Source organism: Pseudomonas sp. NFACC10-1, from assembly GCF_900119195.1.
GTDB lineage: Bacteria > Pseudomonadota > Gammaproteobacteria > Pseudomonadales > Pseudomonadaceae > Aquipseudomonas > Aquipseudomonas cerasi.
In genome coordinates this window covers 445052-467837 of sequence record NZ_FPJB01000003.1, presented here as the reverse complement: position 1 = coordinate 467837, position 22786 = coordinate 445052, and the positions used below count along the sequence as shown (strand labels likewise).

General features: G+C 57.8%; 16 protein-coding genes. 6 read left to right on the top strand and 10 right to left on the bottom strand.

Annotated features, from left to right (window positions below):
* Positions 1-74 precede the first annotated feature (74 nt).
* Complete coding sequence (locus BT119_RS10825) at positions 75-3842, top strand: hypothetical protein (protein WP_072365635.1); 3768 nt, start codon at positions 75-77, stop codon at positions 3840-3842.
* A gap of 213 nt (positions 3843-4055) precedes the next feature.
* On the opposite strand, the gene BT119_RS10820 is transcribed toward BT119_RS10825, so the two are convergent.
* Positions 4056-4541: a hypothetical protein gene (locus BT119_RS10820; protein WP_072365633.1), complete on the bottom strand. Its 486-nt coding sequence runs from the start codon at positions 4539-4541 to the stop codon at positions 4056-4058.
* Positions 4542-4777: 236 nt separating this feature from the next.
* On the opposite strand from BT119_RS10820, the gene BT119_RS10815 reads away from it, so the two are divergent.
* Positions 4778-5767, top strand: a complete 990-nt coding sequence (locus tag BT119_RS10815) for a dipeptidase (protein ID WP_058416010.1) — start codon at positions 4778-4780, stop codon at positions 5765-5767.
* A gap of 40 nt (positions 5768-5807) precedes the next feature.
* Here BT119_RS10815 and BT119_RS10810 read toward each other — a convergent pair whose 3' ends face one another.
* From BT119_RS10810 to BT119_RS10790, 5 genes are all read right to left on the bottom strand, one after another.
* A complete protein-coding gene (locus BT119_RS10810) occupies positions 5808-6014 on the bottom strand; it encodes a hypothetical protein (protein ID WP_003365036.1) in 207 nt (68 codons plus the stop codon).
* A 221-nt stretch (positions 6015-6235) separates the two neighbouring features.
* The gene (locus tag BT119_RS10805) at positions 6236-8953 is read right to left on the bottom strand and encodes an AAA domain-containing protein (RefSeq protein WP_175550572.1); all 2718 of its coding nucleotides are present in this window, start codon (positions 8951-8953) and stop codon (positions 6236-6238) included.
* A gap of 282 nt (positions 8954-9235) precedes the next feature.
* A complete protein-coding gene (guaA, locus tag BT119_RS10800) occupies positions 9236-10813 on the bottom strand; it encodes a glutamine-hydrolyzing GMP synthase (protein ID WP_055007843.1) in 1578 nt (525 codons plus the stop codon).
* A gap of 105 nt (positions 10814-10918) precedes the next feature.
* Positions 10919-12388 carry an IMP dehydrogenase gene (gene guaB, locus BT119_RS10795; protein WP_003433443.1) on the bottom strand — a complete coding sequence of 490 codons (1470 nt, stop codon included), beginning with the start codon at positions 12386-12388 and terminating at the stop codon, positions 10919-10921.
* A 94-nt stretch (positions 12389-12482) separates the two neighbouring features.
* A complete protein-coding gene (locus BT119_RS10790) occupies positions 12483-13031 on the bottom strand; it encodes a hypothetical protein (protein WP_046719836.1) in 549 nt (182 codons plus the stop codon).
* Positions 13032-13162: 131 nt separating this feature from the next.
* On the opposite strand from BT119_RS10790, the gene xseA reads away from it, so the two are divergent.
* The 4 genes from xseA to BT119_RS10770 all read left to right on the top strand — a co-directional run bounded on the left by xseA (position 13163) and on the right by BT119_RS10770 (position 18643).
* Positions 13163-14542 (top strand): exodeoxyribonuclease VII large subunit, encoded by a 1380-nt coding sequence (xseA, locus tag BT119_RS10785; RefSeq protein ID WP_161937151.1) that lies wholly within the window; start codon positions 13163-13165, stop codon positions 14540-14542.
* 7 nt (positions 14543-14549) lie between these two features.
* Positions 14550-15374: a M23 family metallopeptidase gene (locus tag BT119_RS10780; RefSeq protein WP_060708763.1), complete on the top strand. Its 825-nt coding sequence runs from the start codon at positions 14550-14552 to the stop codon at positions 15372-15374.
* A 373-nt stretch (positions 15375-15747) separates the two neighbouring features.
* Positions 15748-17418, top strand: a complete 1671-nt coding sequence (gene leuA / locus BT119_RS10775) for a 2-isopropylmalate synthase (protein WP_003433446.1) — start codon at positions 15748-15750, stop codon at positions 17416-17418.
* A gap of 355 nt (positions 17419-17773) precedes the next feature.
* Positions 17774-18643, top strand: coding sequence for an isocitrate lyase/PEP mutase family protein (locus BT119_RS10770; protein WP_003365065.1), 870 nt, complete (start codon positions 17774-17776; stop codon positions 18641-18643).
* Between the two features lie 111 nt (positions 18644-18754).
* On the opposite strand, the gene BT119_RS10765 is transcribed toward BT119_RS10770, so the two are convergent.
* From BT119_RS10765 to der, 4 genes are all read right to left on the bottom strand, one after another.
* The gene (locus BT119_RS10765; RefSeq protein WP_003365067.1) at positions 18755-19201 is read right to left on the bottom strand and encodes a FlxA-like family protein; all 447 of its coding nucleotides are present in this window, start codon (positions 19199-19201) and stop codon (positions 18755-18757) included.
* Between the two features lie 59 nt (positions 19202-19260).
* A complete protein-coding gene (locus BT119_RS10760; protein WP_072365631.1) occupies positions 19261-20052 on the bottom strand; it encodes an amidohydrolase in 792 nt (263 codons plus the stop codon).
* The gene (locus BT119_RS10755; protein WP_072365629.1) at positions 20040-21188 is read right to left on the bottom strand and encodes a pyridoxal phosphate-dependent aminotransferase; all 1149 of its coding nucleotides are present in this window, start codon (positions 21186-21188) and stop codon (positions 20040-20042) included. The genes BT119_RS10760 and BT119_RS10755 overlap by 13 nt, the downstream gene beginning before the upstream one ends.
* 110 nt (positions 21189-21298) lie before the next feature.
* A complete protein-coding gene (gene der, locus BT119_RS10750; protein WP_003365072.1) occupies positions 21299-22771 on the bottom strand; it encodes a ribosome biogenesis GTPase Der in 1473 nt (490 codons plus the stop codon).
* Positions 22772-22786: the final 15 nt, after the last annotated feature.

Genomic DNA, 22786 nt, shown 5'->3' with positions numbered 1-22786 from the left:
AGAATCGAAGAACTCCTTTTTTCGCTTTCTTGCGGCCTTACCTTTCAAGGCTCGCCTTAACTGACGAGGCGCTCATGAACATCACGCCCAAAAACGACACGCTCCCTCGCGAAGGTCTTGCAGATTTCGAGTCGAGGCTTAAGCGCAGCATCGTCTCCGCCAAAGGCGATGAGCAGAAAAAGCCAGACCGCACCGCAACCGACAACGAGCAATGGCCGCCGATTGAAGGCACCACCGTGTCGGTTACCGACAACGGTGACATGCGTTACGAGCGTGATGGGCAAGGTGTTGTCGTGGCGGCGTCGACCAATCCGAAGTTGTATCAGTTTCTCAAACAACTCGATGACCTGAGCCAGTCTCCGACACAGAAATCGCTGGTCGAAAAAGCCATCGCCGACGGGACCCCAATCGCAGATCGAAACACCGAGCTACCAGCGTGGGGCGATATCAAGAACTTTGAATGGCAAGGTCAGCTGGAAACAGCCGAGGTGGTCACTTACGTCAAACAGGATGGTGAGAAGGTCACTGTTTCAAAATCACTCACACCGGAATTGTTCACTGCGGCTCAGCAAATGGGCCTCTCGCGCGTTACCGTGGAAAACCGCGTCAATAACAACGGGCGCGAAGTGGCAGACGAGAACGTCTATGTCGCGGATCACGACATCATCAAGGCTGGCACCAAGGACGAACTGGGTAACGGCGTGATCGAGTTCGAGAGCCGCGACGGCAAGCAATACGTGGTCTCCGAATATCAAAACAAGGAGCTGTATGACCGGGTTGCCGACAAGAGCAGTTCCGGGGTGCAGGGCGACGTGCAGAAGATCCGTGACGAACACGGCCTGGGCAATCTCGACGAACTGGATATTCTCAGTAAACCCACAGGCGTGAAGTCTGACGAGAAAGACAAGGACTCCGAAGACCTGACCGTGGTCGAGCTGGCCACCAAAAACCTGATGGACAAGTATCAGAAGCTGGTCGACGACAAGAAAGTCGACAAGAACAGCGACGTTTACAAACTGGTCATGGCGATCCAGGCCAAGGCCGGTATGGAAAGTGGACGCACCATCACGCCTTATATCGAAGAGCCTCGCGGCGCCGAGTCCTGGCGCAGGTTCGACAGCGAGGGCGAAACCCTGACAAGCGCCGATATGCAGGACATCCTCGACGGCAATAACATCGATAAGGCGTTGACGGAGCTGTTTGCCAATGGCAATGGCGAGAAGGACAAGATCGGCAAGGAATATCAGGCCGAGATGGACGCGGCCATCGAGAAAGTCAGCGGTGGCGATAAGGAAGCGTTGGCCAAGGACCTGCATGACAAGTTGGTCAGCAGCGAGTTCGTCGATTACCTCGCTGATCTGGACAAGGCCGGTAAAAAGTCCGAAGGACAATCCGATGTAGCCCGCCTGCTTTCCAGCCTGGAACTTCTCGATCCGCAATTGGCGAAAGACGCCCAGAATGAGCTGCAGAAAAACAGCGTCATGGCCGAAGTCGATAAGTTGATGGCCGACCCTGGCGGTATCCCGGACGAATACAAAGAGCTGGCCCTGAAGGACATTTTCTCTGCACTTAAACAGGGGATCAAAGGTATGGCGGATATACCCCGCCGTACTCAGGAGACGATCGAAAAATTCATCAACGAGTTGCTACAGGACAAAACCAAACTCAGCGATTTTTCGGACCAGGTAGACAAGGTCAAATCAGGCGAAATGACTCAGGCGCAGCTCGAGGAAAACCTGGCAGGTAAATACGTGGGTGCCGAAGACAAGGAAGGCTTCAAGAAAGCCATCGGCAAGCTTAATCAGAGCGGCGTATTCGGCACCGCTGCGGGCTTCACCTCTCTCGGTGGCGCTATCTATATGCTGACGGCCAAGAACGGCCAACTTGCTGATGATCCACTGGAACGCCTGGCTATCGCCAAGGACTTCATCACCTTCCTGGGCTCCGGTGCGCAGTTTGAAAAGACTGGCATCTTTGATTTGATGACCCACACCAAAACTGCGGATTTGCTCGGGCTGAGCAAGAGCGTCCCGGAGATCTGGGGCAAGGAAGGTTTGTGGGGCAAAAAGATTGAAACGGCGCAGGCTGCCAATAACGTACCAGACGTTGCGGACGGTCTGGAGAACCGACTGGACAGCGTTTATGAGCTGCACAGCATCAGAGCAGGTAGCAGTATCGGCGACGTAATGGATCAGATTGGCCTGATCAATGAGGTCAACGACGCCGGCTCGCTTTCCGAGGACGTCAGTCGCGAACTGCTGGACGAGATCGTGACCCGATCTGGCGGCAATCCGCCCGCAGATTATTCGAAGTACGGCAATCTGAACGAACTGGCTGAAGATTTGAGACTGAACATCAATCAGGATGCGGTGGTGCAGAGTATCAATTCTCAGCGCGCCTTAGTCGACCTCCCTGCCCTGGATGCTGAAAGCCTGAACAATATGGCCGTCGAGGTGGAGCGTGCTGCCAGCACGCCGGTTCCGGACTCTGCTTCCGGCTCCGGTTACGCCAGCTACAGCGACTCGTTGTACGAACTCTACGACGATGCCGTGCAGCGCTTCGTCGCACAAGACATCACCCCGCCAACCCGTGAAGCGTTTGCTGCCGGCATTGAGGACCAGCTGGAGCGCAACGGTCAGCCGGTCCCGGCGGAAAACGATCGGGTCAACCTGAGTGAAATGCTTGGCAGCGACGAGATCGATCGCGAGTCGATCAACGTGATGCTCGAAGCCGATAATCAACCAATCCCGGCTGATGACATCGTCGATAACATGCGCAACTCGGTCGGCCAGGCCGTGGCCGGTAATGCAGGGGGTGCGGGCCTGGTAGACCCACAATCTGTTGCACAAGGCGTTCAGAATGCTGCACCGGACGGAGCGGACAAGGTGGTGCCCGGTGTATCGGCGCGCATTGCCGGGACAGTGGTCAAGGTACTCGGCGTAGCACCGGACATCATGAGCATCGCCGATATCGTCATGGGCGGGATCGCCATCAAGGATGGCATCAAGTCCGACAGCGATCTGGCAATTGCCAATGGCAGCCTGCAAATTGTTTCAGGTGTGGCGGGCACAGCAGCCGCCGGGATCGGGATCGCCGGTTTGCTCGGCCCTATCGGCGCCATTGCTGGAGCAACCGCGCCGCTATTTCTGGTGACGGCAGGCCTGGGGATCATTACCGGCATCATCAGCGTGTTCGTCGATCATCAGAAGAAACAAAAGGCCACCGACAAGGAAGGCCAGTGGTTCAAGGATCAGGCCGAACTGGGCTTCGCGCAGGACGACTGGGGCGACAAGCTTGAATACGGGCGTTACAGCTTCTACGAATATGAAGGCCGGGATGCACCGGACGATCAAAGCATCTTCGACTACCAGACCGAAGAGTGGAAACACTTCCAGGAAACCCCACAGGATCAGGGCTCGTCGATGATCCGCCTGGACGAAAGCGTGCATAAAGACAAAAACGGCATCGTTGGCGAGAATACCAACGGCTTGCCAATGGACGTTTACAACAAGGCGTACTACGACGCGCACAAGGAAGAGATCGAAACCCTCCGCGAGAAGTGGGACAAATGGAACGGTAAGGACGACATCGTCAGCAAAAAGGACTTCGAGAAGATTCTGAGTGGTGGCGACGAGAAGGAAAAAGCTGCAGCCGAGTTTATTCTTAGTGACCAAGGCTTCTTCGACTTGCTGGATAACCTCTGGAAGAAAGACAAGCGCGACACGAAGATCAGCACGGATGACCTGGATACCTGGCTCAAGCTGATTGATGTGATGGATCGGACACCGGGTGAGACGGTGTTTTATGAGAAGCCGGAGTCGAATATTTATCGAGGCAGGTGAGTTCTTTGCTTGATTGGATGGGTGTGCTGTCGCTTCTGCTGGATAACTGACTGGCCGGTGGAGGCAGTGGCTGAGACTTTCTGAAAAGACAGTCTCAGCCATGTCACGGTGCAGGCCACTGTGCACTCCTCCGTATGCTCGCGGGCGCGAAAATCACGCCCTGCCAAGGCCTCACAGGTTGGTATCATGGACGGCAGCGCGATCCTCCCGTGGTCAGTCGCGCACCAGCTTCAGCAGTCCGCCGTCATACCAGGAAAGAGCTAACGACCCATCCTGTGCCAGGAAAAATGCCGGCGTTTCTTTATCAAAAGGACCCCAGCTTCCAGATTTGCATTCAACGCTATAGCGGTCGGCTTTTTCGATGCCAAGCTTATGGAGTTGTGGCTCTAGTTCAGCTCCACTGATCGGCGGAAGCTTATGAAAAACAGGCCCCTTGCACACATCTTCCGTCGAGTTTGCCGACGCCTTCCATGCAAGCTGGTCGTGATTGAAACTGAGACGTCGCCCCATAAAGCTCGGATCATCATCCCCCAGTGCCTGCACGCCCGAGTCTGATACCGCTACACCTGCAACATGCCAACTACCGTAAAGAACGCTTTCTCCAGGCTGATGGTGCTGTGGTGCATCCATATTCGCTGCGCATCCTGTCAGCGACAATATGATCAGAAAGGATGAACTGAAAGAAAATAGGGATTTCATGAAGGGGGTCCTTGGTTTTTGCGGATGCGGATATTGAATCTTTTTGCTGGGCTACGCCGGCGTTGACGTTAGGGGCTTGGGGGGCCTTTGAGCGGATTTTCCGTAACGATTTTCCTCGAACTTCAGATCAGTTTCAAATGAGGTGCTTTGCGGATTGCCCAATGTACCGGCCTGCTCACCTTTGGTAGTTTTAGAGAGCCTGCTGATACCCGCCCCACGAATTCCGGAGTTGCGCGATGAATCCAAGTACCGTGCCCACGCCTGCCCGCGGCGCCATTCGCTGGGAGGCCCATGCCTGCCTGCCGTTGCTGCCCAACCAGGACATGTCTGCGCTACTTCGTTACCGCGACAGCGGCTTTCATCACGTCTCGGTCAATGTGGGCATGGACATGACCCCGTTCGGCGATGTGATACAGGTCATCGCAGGCTTTCGCCAATGGCTGGTCGAGCATCCCGAAAACATCATGCTGGCCGGTACCCTTGCCGACCTGCACGGCGCCCGCGAGCAGGGAAAGCTGGCGGTGTCTTTCGACCTGGAAGGCTCTGACATGCTGCTGCAAGACCCGGCAATGGTCCGCTTGTATGCCGACCTCGGCGTACGCCAGATGCTTCTGGCGTACAACCGCGATAACAGCTGTGCGGGCGGTTGCCACGGCAGCGGCATGGGATTGACCGCGCTGGGACGCGAGGTCGTGAGGGCGATCAATGCTGCAGGTATCGTGATGGATTGCTCCCATACCAGCAAGCGCGCAAGTATGGAAATAATCGAGCTGTCGCAGCGGCCGGTTATTTTTTCACACACTAATATCAAGGCCGTGTATGACCATCCACGCACGGTGGATGACGAGCAGATCATGGCCTGTGTTGAATCGGGTGGTGTGATCGGGCTGACCGGTCTGGGTATTTTTCTGGGCGATCCGCAGGCGTCGGTCGAAGCCTTCGTGCGCCAAATCGATTATCTGGCCGAGCGAGCGGGGACGGCGCATATCGGCCTGGGCCTCGACACCGAGCTGCATCCTGATGTTAAGGATTTGTCCGAGGACGTGAAGGAAGAGGATTGGTGGCCCAAAGCATTCTATGGCGGTATCACTGGACATCGTCAACTGCAACCGGAAGCGCTGGGGCTGGTGGCAGAGGCATTGCTACAGCGTGGCTATGATGCCGCGCAGATCGACGGCATTTTTGGCGGCAACTTTATGCGGGTCGCTCAGGCCACCTGGCCGTAAGCGTCCGGTGATCACGCCTGCGAACGGTGCTATCGGCGCGCTATGGAAAAATGAATTGTTTCATGGCTGCCATCATCGCGATCATCAGAACGGCGAACCCCACCGCAGAAGTCCACTCGGACTCCGGTGTATAGGCAAACCAAGAGCCCTTCGATGGATATTTACCTCGCGTGAGAAGCTTCACGATGGGCCAGCCAACAGGAAAGCAGATGGCGCGAAAAATCGCTTCAATCAGTACATCCAGCACGTTCGTACGTCCCTTTGCTCGGCGATAATCGACAGACAAGTATTACGTGCCGAGGATTATTCGACAATGGCGATGCAGAACGATGTTTGCACTAAGTAACGTCCCTCTCAGGGCATAGATAGCTTGCAGAGTACGGGGTATGAGCCGACATTGCCGCTCTGCCGCCAACCATAACATCTTCAGAAGGATAATTAGCAGTCTCGATCAAGGTCGGCATCTTTTCAACCCGGCGAAACTCTAAGACTTTTATCTGGAGCAGGCGGCGTCCATTGATCCACAAACGCCGCGACTTTTTCTTCAATATGGCTCTCGATAGTGCGTAGACGGAGCAAAGGAATGCCGCACTTTTCCAGAATGCTGTTTTTCACGGTGTCTCTTTCGATCTGTACCGGATCGTTATGGTGACCGCCGTCGACTTCAACCACACCCAGTGGGCTCTTGCCTACCTTGAAATAAAGCACGAAATCACATCGGCCGCCATTTCTCATAAACTCCAGCTCCCTCTCTGTGAAACTCGCACGGGTAACCGACGCCAGTTGTATCAGCAGGACCTCGTGATGGAACATGATCCCGCGGCGGGTATCCTGCGCCAATGCTTCACGGAGTAAATGCGCCACAATCTGCTCGGACTTGAAGAAGGAATCATTCGGATTGAGCCTTTTTTTGAGACGCTCCAGCGAGCGGTCATACTCTTTATAAAGCAGGTCAAAAGCCGAAATCACCGGAGCTCGATGGACGTGCTCGTCTTCTGCGTAATATTCCATATAGCGGATCAGCGCAGCGATATGCCCATTGCTGGTTTTGAAAACATTGTCGCCTGTAACCAGCGTAAACCTGTTCTTGGCTCTGGATACCGCCACATTAACCATCCGCGCATCGTCTACAAAACTCAGGCGCTCCGGGCTTTTGTACTTGTCCAGCACAGTAGAAAAAACGATTTCGTCGCACTCCCTGCCCTGAAATTTATGCACGGTGGCGCTGACGAAATCAGCTGGCAGGCAGGAACCTGAAAGCATCGCCTGATTCTTGAAGGGGGCAATGAACCCTCTACCATCTTCTCCCTCCCAGAGGCTTTCCCCGTCGGCCTCAAGCACTGCCAATAAAGAGTCGAGCTCTCTGAGATTGGAATTGTTGCGCGTGTGGTTTCCCTTGGCAGTCACCAGCAGCGTCAACGGTTTTTCGCCATTGTCCATTGTCATCGGCACGAGCTGATTATCGTAAAACTGCTGATTGCAGAACTGAATAATTCGGGGATGACACCGATAGTGCTCTTTGAGCAACGTCATCGGTATCGAATTGCCGAACACACTGACGCATGAGTCCAAAAGGCTGTACTTCTCACAGTCATACCAGGGCGCGGGCGCTTCCAGCCCGAGTTTTTCCGGGATGTGTGCAAGTTGCTTCCTGTCCCCCACGATGATCAGATTTTTCGCACAACTGAGTGCCAGTACACCTGGGACGATGTCCTGTTGCGAGGCCTCGTCGATAATCACGTAATCGAGAACAGCCTTGCCGCCAAGGGAGTTGACGATTGAATGCGTACCGCTGCCAATGACCGGGTAGCGCTTCAGGAACGCATCAAGCCGCTTTCTGTAAGTGGTGTCGAAGGTATCGTCATCAGAGATATTACGATACAGGTGGTGTTTCAGGTGAAGCATGGAAGAAGTGGTCAACTCCTCCAGCAGCGCCTTGAAGTTACCGACGCCCAACGCCTCTTCATGGGCTGCCAACTCTGCCTTCTTACCTTGCAAGACCTTGTCGTAATAATGGAGCTGCAGGCTGTAGAAGGCAGACATGCGCTTGTCCCAGTTATCGAAGGGGCGAGTGCGCAGAATTCTGAAATTGAACAAGAGCTCGATACGGTCCTTGATTCTGATGCGCTCGCTCGAAAGCTGCTCAAGGTAAGCCATCAAGTCCGTCGTCTTTTGGGGCGACAGTTTATATCTGTCCAGAGAAGGACCGACCACACCGTTATCCCGCTGCCACTCTTTAAGGTAGCGCCGTTCTATCTCCAGCTCGTTAATCTCGATCTGCAACTGCGCCACTGCGTTACGAGCACCCAGGTAGCTTTTCAGCTGTTGCAGCACAGTCTGGATATGCTCAATGGCAGGCGCTGGTGAGGGTTCTGTGGAAGGTCGAGAAGGACGGTTAGCAAAAAACTCCTTCTGATTGTCGTTTTTACCCAGTCTCGCGACCAGATAATCCAAGCCACACTTCCCTAGCTTTTCATAAACATTCTCGACTGCAGAGTTATTGTTGGACACCACCGCCACTGTTTTTCCCTGCAAAAGGATGTTGGCAATGATGTTCAGGATAGTCTGCGTCTTGCCCGTGCCGGGAGGACCTTCAATCACGCTTATCTGTGAAAGGAACGCTTGCTCCACCGCCTGGAGCTGACTTTCGTTGAGGCCGAAAGGAAAGATGAAATTGCCTGACGACTCCAGCTTTCCATGCTGCCCTTTGCAGTAGGCATGCAGCGCCGTGGCCGGAGACAACGAAAGAGTCCCCATTTGGCGGTCAATATTTTCGGCCATTCCCTTTTTATCACCGGCAGCGGCAGTGCTGACCCGAGCTGCAGCCACTGAGCGAAAATAAGTGAATGCAGGCTCATCAGTGATCGAGGTCGGGGAAACGAAATCGATGTTGTCCATGTTGAACGGGTAGATGTCCGAACTGCCCGGAAACTGAACGAGCGCGTATTTCTCGCCATAGATCACCGCTTTCTCGACGGGACTCAGAACATAGCCTCCTCGTCTCAAAAGAAGCATGCCGTTGACCTCTCGGGTCGGATCGACTTTGCAGTCGTCAAGCGGACGGGTGTAGGTTTTTTTTGAGGGGTAATGGCAAGTCAGAATGAATGCACCCCTGACATCCTTTTTTATAACCCAGTCGCTAATTTGCCGGGTCTTGTCCTCGCCACACACAAAGATGGAAACCATAAATCCCTTAAACAGGTGTGATGACCACCTGTACGCATCCGTGCCGTAAAAATCCGAATTCATTGATTCGGGTAGTCGGTGCCATTCTGGCATTGCTAAACAGATTGATGCCAGCGCGAAGTGTGGCGAGGGGCTGTTTGATAGGGCACGCCACATAAAAACAGTGCTTGGCGATGCACAAAGCTGCCAGAACTCACCAACCCCAGAAACCCAAAAGCCCGCAATTACGCGGGCTTCAAGGCATTTCTTGCTAGCGGGTGCCGGACAATACCGGACGCCCCATCATTCCCACTCAATAGTAGCCGGCGGCTTGCTCGACACATCGTAAGTCACCCGCGAAATCCCTTCGATCTCGTTGATGATCCGGCCGCTCACGGTCTCCAGCAGCTCATAAGGCAGGTGTGCCCAGCGAGCGGTCATGAAGTCGATGGTTTCGACCGCGCGCAGCGCGACGACCCAGGCGTAACGGCGGCCGTCGCCGACGACGCCGACTGATTTGACCGGCTGGAACACTACGAATGCCTGGCTGACCTTGTGGTACCAGTCGGCCTTACGCAGTTCTTCGATGAAGATGTGGTCGGCACGACGCAGGAGGTCGGCGTATTCCTTCTTCACTTCGCCGAGGATGCGCACGCCCAGGCCTGGGCCGGGGAATGGGTGGCGGTAGACCATGTCGTAGGGCAGGCCAAGTTCGAGGCCCAGGCGGCGGACTTCGTCCTTGAACAGTTCGCGCAGTGGCTCGACGAGCTTGAGGTTCATTTCTTCCGGCAGGCCGCCCACGTTGTGGTGCGACTTGATGACGTGGGCCTTGCCGCTTTTCGCGCCAGCGGACTCGATGACGTCCGGGTAGATGGTGCCTTGCGCCAGGTACTTGATGTTGTCCAGCTTGCAGGACTCGGCATCGAACACGTCGATGAAGGTACGGCCGATGATCTTGCGCTTCTTCTCTGGATCGCTCTCGCCTTCCAGGTTGTTCAGGAACTGTTCTTCGGCGTTGGCGCGGATCACCTTGACGCCCATGTTCTCGGCGAACATGGCCATCACTTGCTCGCCTTCATGCAGACGCAGCAGGCCGTTGTCGACGAATACGCAGGTCAGTTGATCGCCGATGGCCTTGTGCAACAGCGCCGCGACCACGGAGGAGTCAACGCCGCCGGAAAGGCCCAGCAACACGTTGTCAGTACCGACCTGAGCGCGAACCTGAGCGATAGCGTCTTCAGCAATCTTCGAAGGGGTCCACAGTGCTTCGCAGCCGCAGATGTCGAGGATGAAACGCGACAGGATGCGACCGCCCTGCTTGGTGTGAGTCACTTCCGGGTGGAACTGCACGCCGTAGTAACCGCGCGCGTCGTCAGCCATACCGGCAATCGGGCAGCTCGGGGTGCTGGCCAGAATGTGGAAGTCTTCCGGCAGTTTGGTGACCTTGTCACCGTGACTCATCCATACGTCGAGGCCAAACAGGCCGTCGGCGTCGATATGGTCTTCGATACCATCGAGCAGACGGCTTTTGCCGACTACGTCAACGCGAGCGTAGCCGAACTCGCGCAGCTCGGAACCGGCAACCTTGCCGCCCAACTGCTCGGCCATGGTCTGCATGCCGTAGCAGATACCGAAAACCGGCACACCCAGGTCAAATACCGCTTGCGGGCAGCGCGGGCTGTCGGCTTCGTGTACGGACTCGGGGCCGCCGGCGAGGATCACGCCTTTTGGAGCGAATTCGCGGATCGCTTCGTCGTCCATGTCAAACGGATGCAGCTCGCAATACACGCCGATTTCGCGCACGCGGCGGGCGATCAGCTGGGTGTACTGGGAACCGAAGTCGAGGATCAGGATACGGTGGGCGTGAATGTCGAGGGCCATGACTCATTCTCGTCAAAAAACAGAAACGACACGGGGCTGCGTCAACAGCCCCGGCTATGAAACTTGCTGGCCTGCATCGAGGCAAACACCCCGATGCAGTCCGGATCAACCGACGCGATAGTTCGGCGCTTCCTTGGTGATCTGCACGTCATGGACGTGGGACTCAGCCATACCGGCGCCAGTAATGCGAACGAACTCGGGCTTGGTGCGCATCTGCTCGATGTCGGCACTGCCGGTGTACCCCATGGAGGAACGCAGGCCGCCCATCAACTGATGGATGATGGCCGACAACGGACCTTTATAGGCCACACGGCCTTCGATACCTTCCGGCACCAGTTTCTCGGCACCTGCGGACGAATCCTGGAAGTAGCGATCGGACGAGCCTTGCGCCTGGGACATCGCACCCAGCGAACCCATGCCGCGATAGGCCTTGTAGGAACGACCCTGGAACAGTTCGATCTCGCCTGGCGCTTCTTCAGTACCGGCGAACATCGAGCCCATCATCACGCAGGAGGCGCCAGCCACGATAGCCTTGGACAGGTCACCGGAGAAGCGGATACCGCCGTCGGCGATCATCGGCACGCCAGTGCCTTCAAGGGCAGCGGAGACGTTGGCGATGGCGCTGATCTGCGGCACGCCGACACCGGCAACGATACGCGTGGTGCAGATGGAGCCCGGGCCGATACCGACCTTGACTGCATCGGCGCCTGCGGCAACCAGTGCCCTGGCTGCTTCGCCGGTGGCGATGTTGCCGCCGATGACCTGCACCTGAGGGAAGTTTTCCTTGACCCAGCGAACGCGGTCGATCACGCCTTTGGAATGGCCGTGAGCGGTATCGACGACCACGACGTCAACGCCAGCCGCGACCAGTGCGGTGACGCGCTCGCCGGTGTCCTTGCCGGTACCGACTGCAGCGCCGACGCGCAGGCGAGCCTGATCGTCCTTGCTGGCCAGCGGGTAAGCCTTGGCTTTTTCGATGTCCTTGACGGTCATCATGCCCTTGAGCGCGAAGTTGCCGTCGACGATCAGGACTTTTTCCAGACGGTGCTTGTGCAGCAGTTCGCGCACTTCGTTCTTGTCGGCGCCTTCGCGCACAGTGACCAAGCGCTCTTTGGGCGTCATCACTTCGCGAACAGGGACATCAAGACGGTTTTCGAAGCGTACGTCGCGGGACGTCACGATGCCGACCAGGTCGCCATTGTGCAGAACCGGTACGCCGGAAATGTTGTGCATGCGGGTGAGTTCGAACAGATCGCGAACAGTGGCGTCGGCTTCGATCGTGATCGGGTCTTTAACGACGCCGGCCTCGAACTTCTTGACCTTGCGCACTTCGGCAGCTTGCTGCTCGATGGTCATGTTCTTGTGGATGATACCGATACCGCCTTCCTGGGCCATGGCAATTGCCAGACGGGCCTCGGTGACTGTATCCATTGCAGCAGAGACCAAAGGTATATTCAGCTCGATGCCACGGGTCAAACGGGTTTTCAGACTGACTTCGTTGGGAAGTACCTCGGAATAACCAGGCACAAGGAGAATGTCGTCGAATGTAAGGGCTTCTTGACTGATACGCAGCATCGCGGGGGCTCCCGGGCGGGAAATTGGAAGCGCGCCATTATACCCACAGACCCCGCCCGGCTCAATGCAAACCTCAGCCTATTATCAAAGCTGTTTATAGACGCACATTAACGCAGGAGACCGGGCGATCCAGACGTTCGGCGAAGTCATCCAGAAAGGTCTGCGTGAACGACGCATCCAGCCAGTTATTGAAGATGAAACCGAGGTTGGAAAACCCGCAGGCGTCGAGAAAAAGAAAGCCGTTGATGTCATCTTCGTGGCGGCATTCGGGGCAGGTGAAATTATCGGTATGACCGGGCATCCAGTCTTCCAGGCTGTCGAACAGCGCCTCCCCCACTTCGCGGCGACACTCCGGGCAACCGGCCTCTTCGGCAAAGTCGTTCAGCGGGGTATAGATGCAGCGCTTGGTGACGATTTCCAGGCCATTGACGACCTGCCCGAACGGCAACGCATCGGGGTTCTTCACCACCCGCTTCGCTCCGGGTGCCACTGCGTAGGCCATCTTGTTATAGGTGCGTCCACACGTGGTCAGCTCCGGCTCGACCACATCGAGCTTGACCAGCCAGCGCAGGATCAGCCGCGCCCTGGCCTCGTGCCCGGGAAAGGTGGAAATTTGCGGGACGATGATGCTTTGGGTGTTCATAACGGAGCGTCGCTTAAAGCTGTTCGAGGCCGCAGCTTAATAGGCTGGCCATTCAGGTCAAGAAGCAATCCTGCCTTTACCGACGAGACAGACCTGTGCGCCAGACCGGCATTGCCATTATGATGCCGGACATGATCAAAGACCCTTTCGCAAGACTCGGCCTCGACCGGGAAGTCCTTACTGTCAGCCAGCTCAACGGCCGTGCCCGTGTGCTGCTGGAAGACGTGTTCAGCAGTATCTGGGTCGAGGGGGAGATCTCCAACCTCTCGCGCCCGGCGTCGGGCCATGTGTACTTCACGCTGAAGGACTCTGGCGCGCAGGTCCGCTGCGCCTTGTTCCGGCAGAGCGCGGCGCGTGTGCGTCAGGCGCTCAAGGACGGCTTGCAGGTCAAGGTGCGCGGCAAGGTCTCGCTGTTTGAAGGCCGCGGCGACTATCAGTTGATTCTCGACACGGTGGAACCTGCCGGTGATGGTGCGTTGCGCCTGGCATTCGATGCGTTGAAAGCCAAGCTCAGCGACGAAGGCCTGTTCAGCGCCGAGCGCAAGGTCGCACTGCCGCTGCACCCGCAACGTATCGGGATTATCAGCTCTCCGACCGGTGCGGTGATCCGCGACATCATCAGCGTGTTCCGCCGTCGCGCGCCGCGGGTCGAGCTGACATTGATTCCCACAGCCGTTCAGGGTCGCGAGGCGATCAACCAGATTGTCCGCGCGCTGAAGCTGGCCGACAGCAGGGGCTTCGATGCGTTGATCCTGGCCCGTGGTGGCGGCTCGCTGGAGGACCTGTGGTGCTTCAACGAAGAAGCTGTCGCCCGCGCCATCGACGCGTGCGTGACGCCGATTGTCAGCGCTGTCGGGCATGAAACCGATGTATCCATCAGCGACTTTGTCGCCGACGTGCGCGCACCGACGCCCTCCGCTGCCGCCGAACTGCTCGCCCCGGATTCCAGCGACCTGCATCGACGCGTCGACAACCTGCACCGGCGACTGGTCAGCCGCATGCAGGACCGCCTGATGCGCGAGCGGCTGCGTCTGGAGGGTATTTCCCGGCGTCTGCGCCACCCTGGCGAGCGCTTGCGTCAACAGTCGCAACGGCTGGATGATCTGGACATGCGCCTGCGCCGCGCCTTCGAACAGAACATGCATCAACGCCAAGTGCGTCTGGCGCACCTGCAGAGCCGCCTTGCTGCCCAGCACCCGGGCCGGACCCTGGCCTTTTTGCGCCAACGTCTGGATGCCCTGGCCGAGCGTCTGCCGCGAGCCATTCGTGAACAGATCAAGGCGCGCAAGCTGCAACTGCAAAGTCAGGTGCAGACCCTCAACGTGGTCAGCCCGCTCGCCACACTGGGACGCGGTTACAGCATCCTGCTCGACGAGCGCGGCCACGCGATCCGCAGCGCGGCACAGACGCAAACGGGCCAACGGCTTACCGCCAGGCTCGGCGAAGGCGAACTGCAAGTGCGCGTCGAAGACAATCACCTCACACCCGTGACCCTCTCCCTTCTGGACTGACTGCCTGATGCTACGTTTTATTGCCCCGCTGTTCGCCCTGCTGCTCTGTCTTCCCGTTCACGCTGACAGCTTTATTACCCGCGCACTCGACAAACCGGTGCCAGGCGGCGTGGCGGTTGTCGATCTGGGCACTGGCGCTCAGGCTCCGACCGCCACCTATCAAGGCAAACCGGTGCTGGTGGTCAAGGAACAGGGCACGCGCTGGCTGGCCATCGTGGGCATTCCGTTGACCGTCAAACCCGGCACTCAGCAAGTCACGTCCGGCGGGCGCACGCTCAACTTCACCGTTGGCAGCAAGAAATACCCGGAGCAGCACATCACGCTCAAGAACAAACGTCAGGTCAATCCCAACCCTGAAGACAACAAACGCATCGAGGGCGAATTGGCCGAGCAACTGCGCGCTTACCGCAGTTTCAGCCCAGGCACGCCAAGCAACCTGATTCTGGACAAGCCGGTCAACGGCCCGCTGTCGAGCAAATTCGGCGTGCGTCGCTTCTTCAACGGCGAAGAGCGCAACCCGCATTCGGGACTCGACTTCGCGGTTCCGGCCGGCACACCGATCAAGTCCCCGGCAGCGGGCAAGGTCATCCTGACCGGCAATTACTTCTTCAATGGCAACACCGTATTCGTCGATCACGGGCAAGGCTTCATCAGCATGTTTTGCCATATGTCGAAGATCGACGTGAAGGTCGGCGACCTCGTCCCGCGTGGCGGAGTGGTCGGCAAGGTCGGCGCCACCGGTCGCGCAACCGGGCCGCACATGCACTGGAACGTCAGCCTCAACGATGCGCGCGTGGACCCGGCGATCTTCATCGGCGCTTTTCAGCCGTAAGCCTGTTGGTGAGCGAGCGTTACGGCGCTCGCTCACGTAAGCCCTCACTTGCGCACATCGCTTTTGACCAACAATAACCTGGATATAACGCTTTAAATACCGCTATAAAAAATCGTCAAAGGCGTATTTTCGAGAATTTATTCCAATCTTTTTCAAGTGCTTGCCATCATCCATGCCAATGGTTACGGTTGGCCTCATGAAAACCTCTCAAACCCTTATTCTGTTGCGCCAACACCGGTGCCTCAGCCTGGTCAGCGCCCGACTGCCTGGCTAGCATGCTGTGCCTCGTCCCTGTGTTCGCAATTCCCTGTGCTATCTATCCAGAACGGCAGGCCGCCCAACCCCGGCCCCGTGAATACAAAAGGATTTCCTGATGACCATGCTCAAAGACCCTTCGAAGAAGTACCGTGCGTTCCCGACCATTGATCTGCCTGACCGCACCTGGCCTTCGAAGACCATCGATGCAGCGCCGATCTGGTGCAGCTCCGACCTGCGCGACGGCAACCAGTCGCTGATCGAACCCATGGACGCGGCCAAGAAACTGCGCTTCTGGAAAACCCTGGTCAGCGTTGGCGTCAAGGAAATCGAGGCATCCTTTCCATCGGCTTCGCAGACTGACTTCGACTTCGTGCGTACCCTGATCGAAGACGGCCATATCCCGGATGACACCACCATCCAGGTACTGACCCAGGCTCGCGAAGACCTGATCGCCCGCACCTTCGAATCGCTGCGCGGCGCGAAAAAGGCCATCGTCCACCTGTATAACGCGACCAGCCCGTCGTTCCGCCGCATCGTCTTCAATCAGGACAAGGCCGGGGTGAAAGAGATCGCGGTCAACGCGGCCAAGCTGTTCGTCAAATATGCAGCACAACAGCCTGAAACCCAGTGGACCTTCGAGTACTCGCCGGAAACCTTCAGTGCGACCGAGCTGGAATTCGCCAAGGAAGTCTGCGATGCGGTGATCGAGGTGTGGAACCCGACGCCCGAGAACAAGGTGATCCTCAACCTCCCGGCCACCGTGGAAGTGGCGACACCCAATATTTACGCTGACCAGATCGAATGGTTCGGCCGCAATATTACCCGCCGCGACAGCGTGCTGATCAGCCTGCATACCCACAACGACCGTGGTACGGGCGTTGCCGCTACCGAGCTGGGCCTGATGGCCGGCGCAGATCGCGTCGAGGGCTGCCTGTTCGGTAACGGCGAGCGGACCGGCAACGTCGATCTGGTCACCGTGGCCCTGAACCTTTACACCCAAGGCATCAACCCGGAGCTGGATTTCTCGGATATCGACGGTGTGCGCAAGGTCGTCGAAGAATGCAACCAGATTCCTGTGCACCCACGTCACCCGTACGTTGGCGACCTGGTGCACACCGCGTTCTCCGGTTCGCACCAGGATGCGATTCGCAAGGGTTTCACCCAGCAGAAGGAAGGCGAGTTGTGGGAAGTGCCTTACCTGCCGATTGACCCGGCCGACATCGGTCGCAGCTACGAGGCGGTGATTCGCGTCAACAGCCAGTCGGGCAAAGGTGGCATCACTTACCTGCTGGAACAGGAATATGGCATCTCCCTGCCACGCCGCATGCAGATCGAGTTCAGCCAGGTGGTTCAGGGTGAAACCGATCGTCTGGGTCTGGAGATGACGGCCGAGCAGATTCACTCGCTGTTGCGTCGTGAGTACCTGCAAGCCAACGTTCCTTATGCGCTGATCAGCCATAAGTTGCAGGAGGAGAACGGCAACAGCTCGGTGGATGCCGAGGTGCACGTCGACGGCGAAACCCAGCACTGGCGCGGCAAGGGCAAGGGCGCCCTGGAAGCACTGGTTGCCGGTCTGCCGGTGGCCGTGGAAATCATGGATTACAACGAGCATGCGATCGGCTCGGGTACCACCGCCAAGGCAGCCGCCTACATCGAGCTGCGCGTGAATGGCGAACGCGCCGTCCATGGCGTGGGCATCGATGAAAACATCACCACGGCGAGCTTCCGCGCCCTGTTCAGTGCCCTGAATCGTTCACTCAGCCAGACCCAGGCCAAAGCTGCCTGATTCAATAGCCGGATGGCGGACGCAGGTCCGTCATCCGCATCGCCCTCTTCCCTCCCGCCTCACACTGCACCAGCCTCTTGCATTCCGCGCATGACCCTGCCTGTTTCGGCATAATCTTTTTCATTTATGCTGTGGTAGCATGCTGCCCTTACTCCAGAGCGCGCCCAATCCAACAGCAATTCATATGCTGACGATGCCTGCTCGGACTTACCTGCCAGCTGCACCTTTCCTATAAAACCAAGACGACTATTGCATTGATTTCCGGACGAAAAGAATGCTCGGGCAGACCCACCGTGCATTGAAATTACCATCGGCCTCGGTACGCTGAGCTGATCCAATCACATTTGGAGCGATTATGCCCAAGGCTTCCCATCAAGATTTGCGCCGTAGCTTCCGTGCGCTCACCTCGTCGAACGCTTGCTTTCACACAGCCTCGGTGTTCGACCCCATGTCAGCGCGAATCGCAGCGGATCTGGGCTTTGAAGTAGGCATCCTCGGCGGCTCCGTGGCGTCGCTGCAAGTCCTGGCAGCCCCTGACTTCGCCCTGATCACCCTGAGCGAATTCGTTGAACAGGCCACGCGCATCGGCCGTGTCGCACAGCTCCCGGTCATCGCGGACGCAGACCATGGTTATGGCAATGCCCTTAACGTCATGCGCACCGTTGTCGAACTGGAACGTGCCGGTATTTCTGCACTGACGATCGAAGATACCCTGCTGCCGGCACAGTTCGGACGCAAATCCACTGATCTGATCTCCACTGCCGAAGGTGTTGGCAAGATCCGCGCAGCGCTGGAGGCTCGCGTCGATCCAGAGATGTCGATTTTCGCTCGTACCAACGCAGCGATCATTCCGGTTCAGGAAGCCATCAGCCGGGTTCAGCAGTATCAGGCTGCCGGGGCTGACGGCATTACCATCGTCGGCATTCGGGACTTCGATCACCTGGCGCAGATATCCGAAGGCGTGACCGTACCGCTGATGCTGGTGACGTACGGCAACCCGGAACTGCACGACAACGCGCGCCTTGCCGAGATGGGTGTGAGGATTTGCGTGCATGGCCACGCAGCGTACTTCGCGGCGATCAAGGCCACCTATGACTGCCTGCGCGAGCAGCGTCAGATACTGGGCAACGAATCGAACATGAGTGCGACTGAACTGACCCACACCTACACGCAGCCTGAAGACTACGTAGAGTGGGCCCGTAAGTTCATGAACGTGAACGAGTGACAGGCAACGCTGGACGCTGCGCCGCCTGATCAGGGGCGCAAGCAGCTGAATGCCCACGCAACACTGTGCGCGGGCATGATGAGCGTCACTTCGGACGCAAAGCAGGCGATATCACGCGGTGGTGTTTACACCGCCACCGGTTTCCAGCTGCAGCAACGAGGCCTGCAACGTCTGCAGGTTGGCGCTGATGGTCGCGATCTGGCCCTGAATCGCCATGGATTTCTGCGCCTTCTCTTCCGCTGACCCTTTACCGCTTTGAGCAGCAGCCAGCTGCGCCTTCTGCTCGGCGAGTTGCTTCTGAGCGTCCTTGATCTGCTGCTTTATCTGCTCGATCGTCTGATTGAGAGACGATTCGCTGGAGCCACCCACGCTGCCGCCGCCACCCGCTGCACCGGCCTTGCCACCTTCAGTCGACGCCTGATCAGAGCTTTTCTCTGTTTCGGTAGTCGTGGTGGCGGCAGCAGTCGCGGTCTTGGCCGTTTCAGCATCAGTAGGCTTGACCGTTAGCGTCAACGAGCTTGAGTAACTGTTCAGCGTGGAGGTATTGATAGTAGTCATGACGGTCTCCTGGAAGTCTGGAAGAGCTATCGGCCGACTGGAAACATTCTGAAGTACTTTTATTGAATATTGAAAGAGTCCGCGTCCAGCCCGGCCGGAAACCGCGTACGGTAGGCTTGCAGGTCTGCCGCGCTGAGCGTCGCCCTGAACACTCCATCCGCTTCGCCCGCGCTCAACAGGCTCTCGCCCTGAAAATCCAGGACCTGACTGTCACCGGTGTACGCAAAGCCCTTGCCGTCCGACCCGACGCGATTGACCGCCGCCACGTAGCACAGGTTTTCAATGGCTCTGGCGGGCAGCAGGCGGTTCCAGTGCAGACGCCGTGCGCCCGGCCAGTTGGCGGTGTACAGCAACAGATCGGTGTCCTGGGCGTCACGGCTCCAGACCGGAAAGCGCAGGTCATAGCAGATCAGCGGGCGTACCCGCCAGCCGTTGAGCTCAAACATCACCTGGCGATCACCCGGCGTGTAGTGCTCGTGTTCACCGGCCATGCGAAACAGATGACGCTTGTCGTAATGCAGCAGCTCACCGTCTGGCCGCGCCCACAACAGGCGATTGCGATGACTGCCATCGGCAGCGCGCATCATGACGCTGCCGGTCACCACGGCGTTGGTACGCCTGGCCTGCGCCAATAGCCATAGCGATGTAGGCCCGGCTTCCGGCTCTGACAGGGCCTCGGACTCCATCGAGAACCCGGTGGTGAACATCTCTGGCAGGATCACCAGGTCCGCGCCGCGCGCCTGATCCAGCAATGGCTCGAAATGCTCGAGATTGGCCTCGCGATCATGCCACGCCAGCGTGGTCTGGATCAGTGCGAGGTTGAGGTTGGGCAGCCCGCTTATATCGCGCATAGTTTCTCCGCCGCCAGACGCAGCGTCTCTTCCTGTTTGGCGAAGCACAGGCGGATCAGGCGCTGCCCTTCTGGCGGGCTCTGGTAGAACACCGAAATCGGAATGCTCGCCACGCCATGCTCACGGGTCATCCACAAGGCCATGTCGACGTCATTGAGGTCGGGCCTGATATGCGAGTAATCGACCAACTGGAAATAAGTCCCGCCCACCGGCCGGAAGCTGAAACGCGACTTGGCCAGATGACTGCAGAAAAAGTCGCGCTTGGCCTGATAGAAGCCTGGCAGTTCATCGACATGCTCAGGGTGTTCGGCCATGAAGTCGGCCAATGCGTATTGCAACGGCGTGACACCACAGAAGCTCACATACTGATGCACCTTGCGCAGTTCGGACGTCAGCGCAGGCGGCGCGACCACGTAACCGGTTTTCCAGCCTGTGACGTGATAGGTCTTGCCGAACGAGCTGACGACGAAGGCGCGCTGATACAGCGCTTCGTGGTCGAGCACACTGACGTGGCGTGCGCCGTCAAACACCAGGTGTTCATAGACTTCATCGCTGAGCAGGTAAATGTCGCGATCGGCGATCAGCGCGGCCAGTCGATCAAGCTCTGCACGACTGATCAGGGCGCCGCTGGGGTTGTGCGGGCTGTTGATGACAATCATGCGGGTACGCGGGCTCAGCGCATCGCTGAGCTTTTGCCAGTCGATGGAGAAGTCATCCAGCCCCAGTTGCACATGAACGCAGCGCCCACCGGCCAGTTCGACGGCAGGCTCGTAGCTGTCATAACAAGGGTCGAAAATGATCACTTCATCGCCAGCACGAATAACGCTATGGATCGCACAGAAAATCGCCTGGGTGGCACCCGGTGTAATAGTGATTTCAGTGTCCGCATTGACCGTACGCCCATAGCTGCGGGCGATCTTTGCCGCAACTTGCTGACGAAGCGCAGGCAGCCCGGTCATCGGTGAGTATTGGTTATGGCCTTGAGTGACGTGTCGGCAGACCGCATCACGCAGCGCCTGCGGCCCGTCAAAATCAGGAAACCCCTGGGACAGGTTGATAGCTCCGGTTTCGGCGGCCAGCTGTGACATGACGGTGAAGATAGTGGTGCCCACGTTGGGCAACTTGCTGTCGATCATGGAACCCTTTCCCTGCAATCTCCCGGCACCGGGCGGCACGGGGTGAGGCAGGATAGCCCATTAAACGGACACAAAAAAAGGCGCCGAAGCGCCTTTTTCCAGATGCTGACTCAGCGCTTGTCGCGGCGCTTCTTGTCGGCCTTCTTGTGGTGCGACATCATCCGACGCTTCTTGTTGACCTGACGGTCGGTGAGCGTGTTCTTGTTGCCTTCATACGGGTTCTCGCCGCCCTTGAACTCGATACGGATCGGCGTACCGACCAGTTTGAGCACACGCCGGTAAGTGTTTTCCAGGTAACGGACGTAGGACTTGGGTACTTTCTCGACCTGGTTACCGTGGATCACGATCAGCGGCGGGTTGGCACCACCCAAGTGAGCGTAGCGCAGCTTGATGCGGCGGCTGCCGACCATCGGTGGCGCATGCTCGCTGACCGCATCTTCGAGAATCTGGGTCAGGCGGCTGGTTGGCCAGCGGGTTACCGCAGACTTGAACGAGTTCTGTACCGACTGATACAGGTTGCCCACGCCCGTGCCGTGCAGTGCGGAGATGAAGTGGATGTCGGCGAAGTCGACGAAGAACAACCGGCGCTCCAGCTCGATCTTCACGAAATCGCGTTCGCCCGGCGTCATGCCGTCCCACTTGTTCAGCGCAATGACCAGCGCACGACCCGCTTCAAGGGCGAAGCCCAGCAGGTTCAGGTCGTGGTCGACCACACCTTCGCGGGCGTCCATCACAAAGATCACCACGTTGGCGTCCTTGATGGCCTGCAGCGTCTTGACCACCGAGAACTTTTCAACTTCCTCGTGGATCTTGCCGCGCTTGCGCACACCCGCGGTGTCGATCAGCGTGTACTTCTCTTCGTTACGCTCGAAGGGAATGTAGATACTGTCGCGCGTGGTGCCTGGCTCGTCATAGACGATAACCCGGTCTTCACCCAGCATACGGTTGACCAGTGTCGACTTGCCGACGTTGGGACGACCGATGATGGCGATCTTGATGCCGTCTTTCTCGCTAGGGCCGGGAATGCGCTTGGCTTCCTGACCTTCGGCGACTTCCTCGACCTCAACGCCCTCTTCAGGCTCGTCTTCGTCCCTGGGGAATTCGCGCAGAGCGATTTCGAGCATCTGCGAGATACCACGACCGTGGGCACCGGCCACCGGGATGGCATCGCCCAGGCCCATCGGGCTGAACTCGGCGCGTGCCAGGTTCTCGTCGATGTTGTCGATCTTGTTGGCAACCACGTAGGAACGCTTGTTGCGCTTGCGCAGGTGCTCACCAATCATCTGATCAGCAGCGGTGTAGCCCGCACGGGCGTCCACCAGAAACAGCACCACATCGGCTTCTTCAATGGCCAGCAGCGACTGCTCGGCCATCTTTTCGTCCATGCCATGCTCGTCACCGGAGATACCGCCGGTGTCGATCAGAATATAGGAGCGCCCTTGCCACTTCGCCTCTCCGTATTGGCGATCACGGGTAAGACCGGACAGATCGCCGACAATGGCGTCGCGAGTCCTGGTCAGGCGGTTGAACATGGTGGACTTGCCGACGTTCGGTCGACCCACCAGGGCGATTACGGGAACCATGCGGCTCTCCACTTC

What these genes read in the sequence shown, in the direction of transcription:
- BT119_RS10765 (WP_003365067.1), bottom strand. Translation starts at nt 19,201, where the DNA reads ATGACTACTATCAATACCTCCACGCTGAACAGTTACTCAAGCTCGTTG.
- leuA (WP_003433446.1), top strand. Translation starts at nt 15,748, where the DNA reads ATGACCATGCTCAAAGACCCTTCGAAGAAGTACCGTGCGTTCCCGACC.
- der (WP_003365072.1), bottom strand. Translation starts at nt 22,771, where the DNA reads ATGGTTCCCGTAATCGCCCTGGTGGGTCGACCGAACGTCGGCAAGTCC.
- BT119_RS10770 (WP_003365065.1), top strand. Translation starts at nt 17,774, where the DNA reads ATGCCCAAGGCTTCCCATCAAGATTTGCGCCGTAGCTTCCGTGCGCTC.
- BT119_RS10825 (WP_072365635.1), top strand. Translation starts at nt 75, where the DNA reads ATGAACATCACGCCCAAAAACGACACGCTCCCTCGCGAAGGTCTTGCA.
- BT119_RS10760 (WP_072365631.1), bottom strand. Translation starts at nt 20,052, where the DNA reads ATGCGCGATATAAGCGGGCTGCCCAACCTCAACCTCGCACTGATCCAG.
- xseA (WP_161937151.1), top strand. Translation starts at nt 13,163, where the DNA reads ATGATCAAAGACCCTTTCGCAAGACTCGGCCTCGACCGGGAAGTCCTT.
- BT119_RS10755 (WP_072365629.1), bottom strand. Translation starts at nt 21,188, where the DNA reads ATGATCGACAGCAAGTTGCCCAACGTGGGCACCACTATCTTCACCGTC.
- BT119_RS10790 (WP_046719836.1), bottom strand. Translation starts at nt 13,031, where the DNA reads ATGAACACCCAAAGCATCATCGTCCCGCAAATTTCCACCTTTCCCGGG.
- guaB (WP_003433443.1), bottom strand. Translation starts at nt 12,388, where the DNA reads ATGCTGCGTATCAGTCAAGAAGCCCTTACATTCGACGACATTCTCCTT.
- guaA (WP_055007843.1), bottom strand. Translation starts at nt 10,813, where the DNA reads ATGGCCCTCGACATTCACGCCCACCGTATCCTGATCCTCGACTTCGGT.
- BT119_RS10820 (WP_072365633.1), bottom strand. Translation starts at nt 4,541, where the DNA reads ATGAAATCCCTATTTTCTTTCAGTTCATCCTTTCTGATCATATTGTCG.
- BT119_RS10805 (WP_175550572.1), bottom strand. Translation starts at nt 8,953, where the DNA reads ATGGTTTCCATCTTTGTGTGTGGCGAGGACAAGACCCGGCAAATTAGC.
- BT119_RS10780 (WP_060708763.1), top strand. Translation starts at nt 14,550, where the DNA reads ATGCTACGTTTTATTGCCCCGCTGTTCGCCCTGCTGCTCTGTCTTCCC.
- BT119_RS10815 (WP_058416010.1), top strand. Translation starts at nt 4,778, where the DNA reads ATGAATCCAAGTACCGTGCCCACGCCTGCCCGCGGCGCCATTCGCTGG.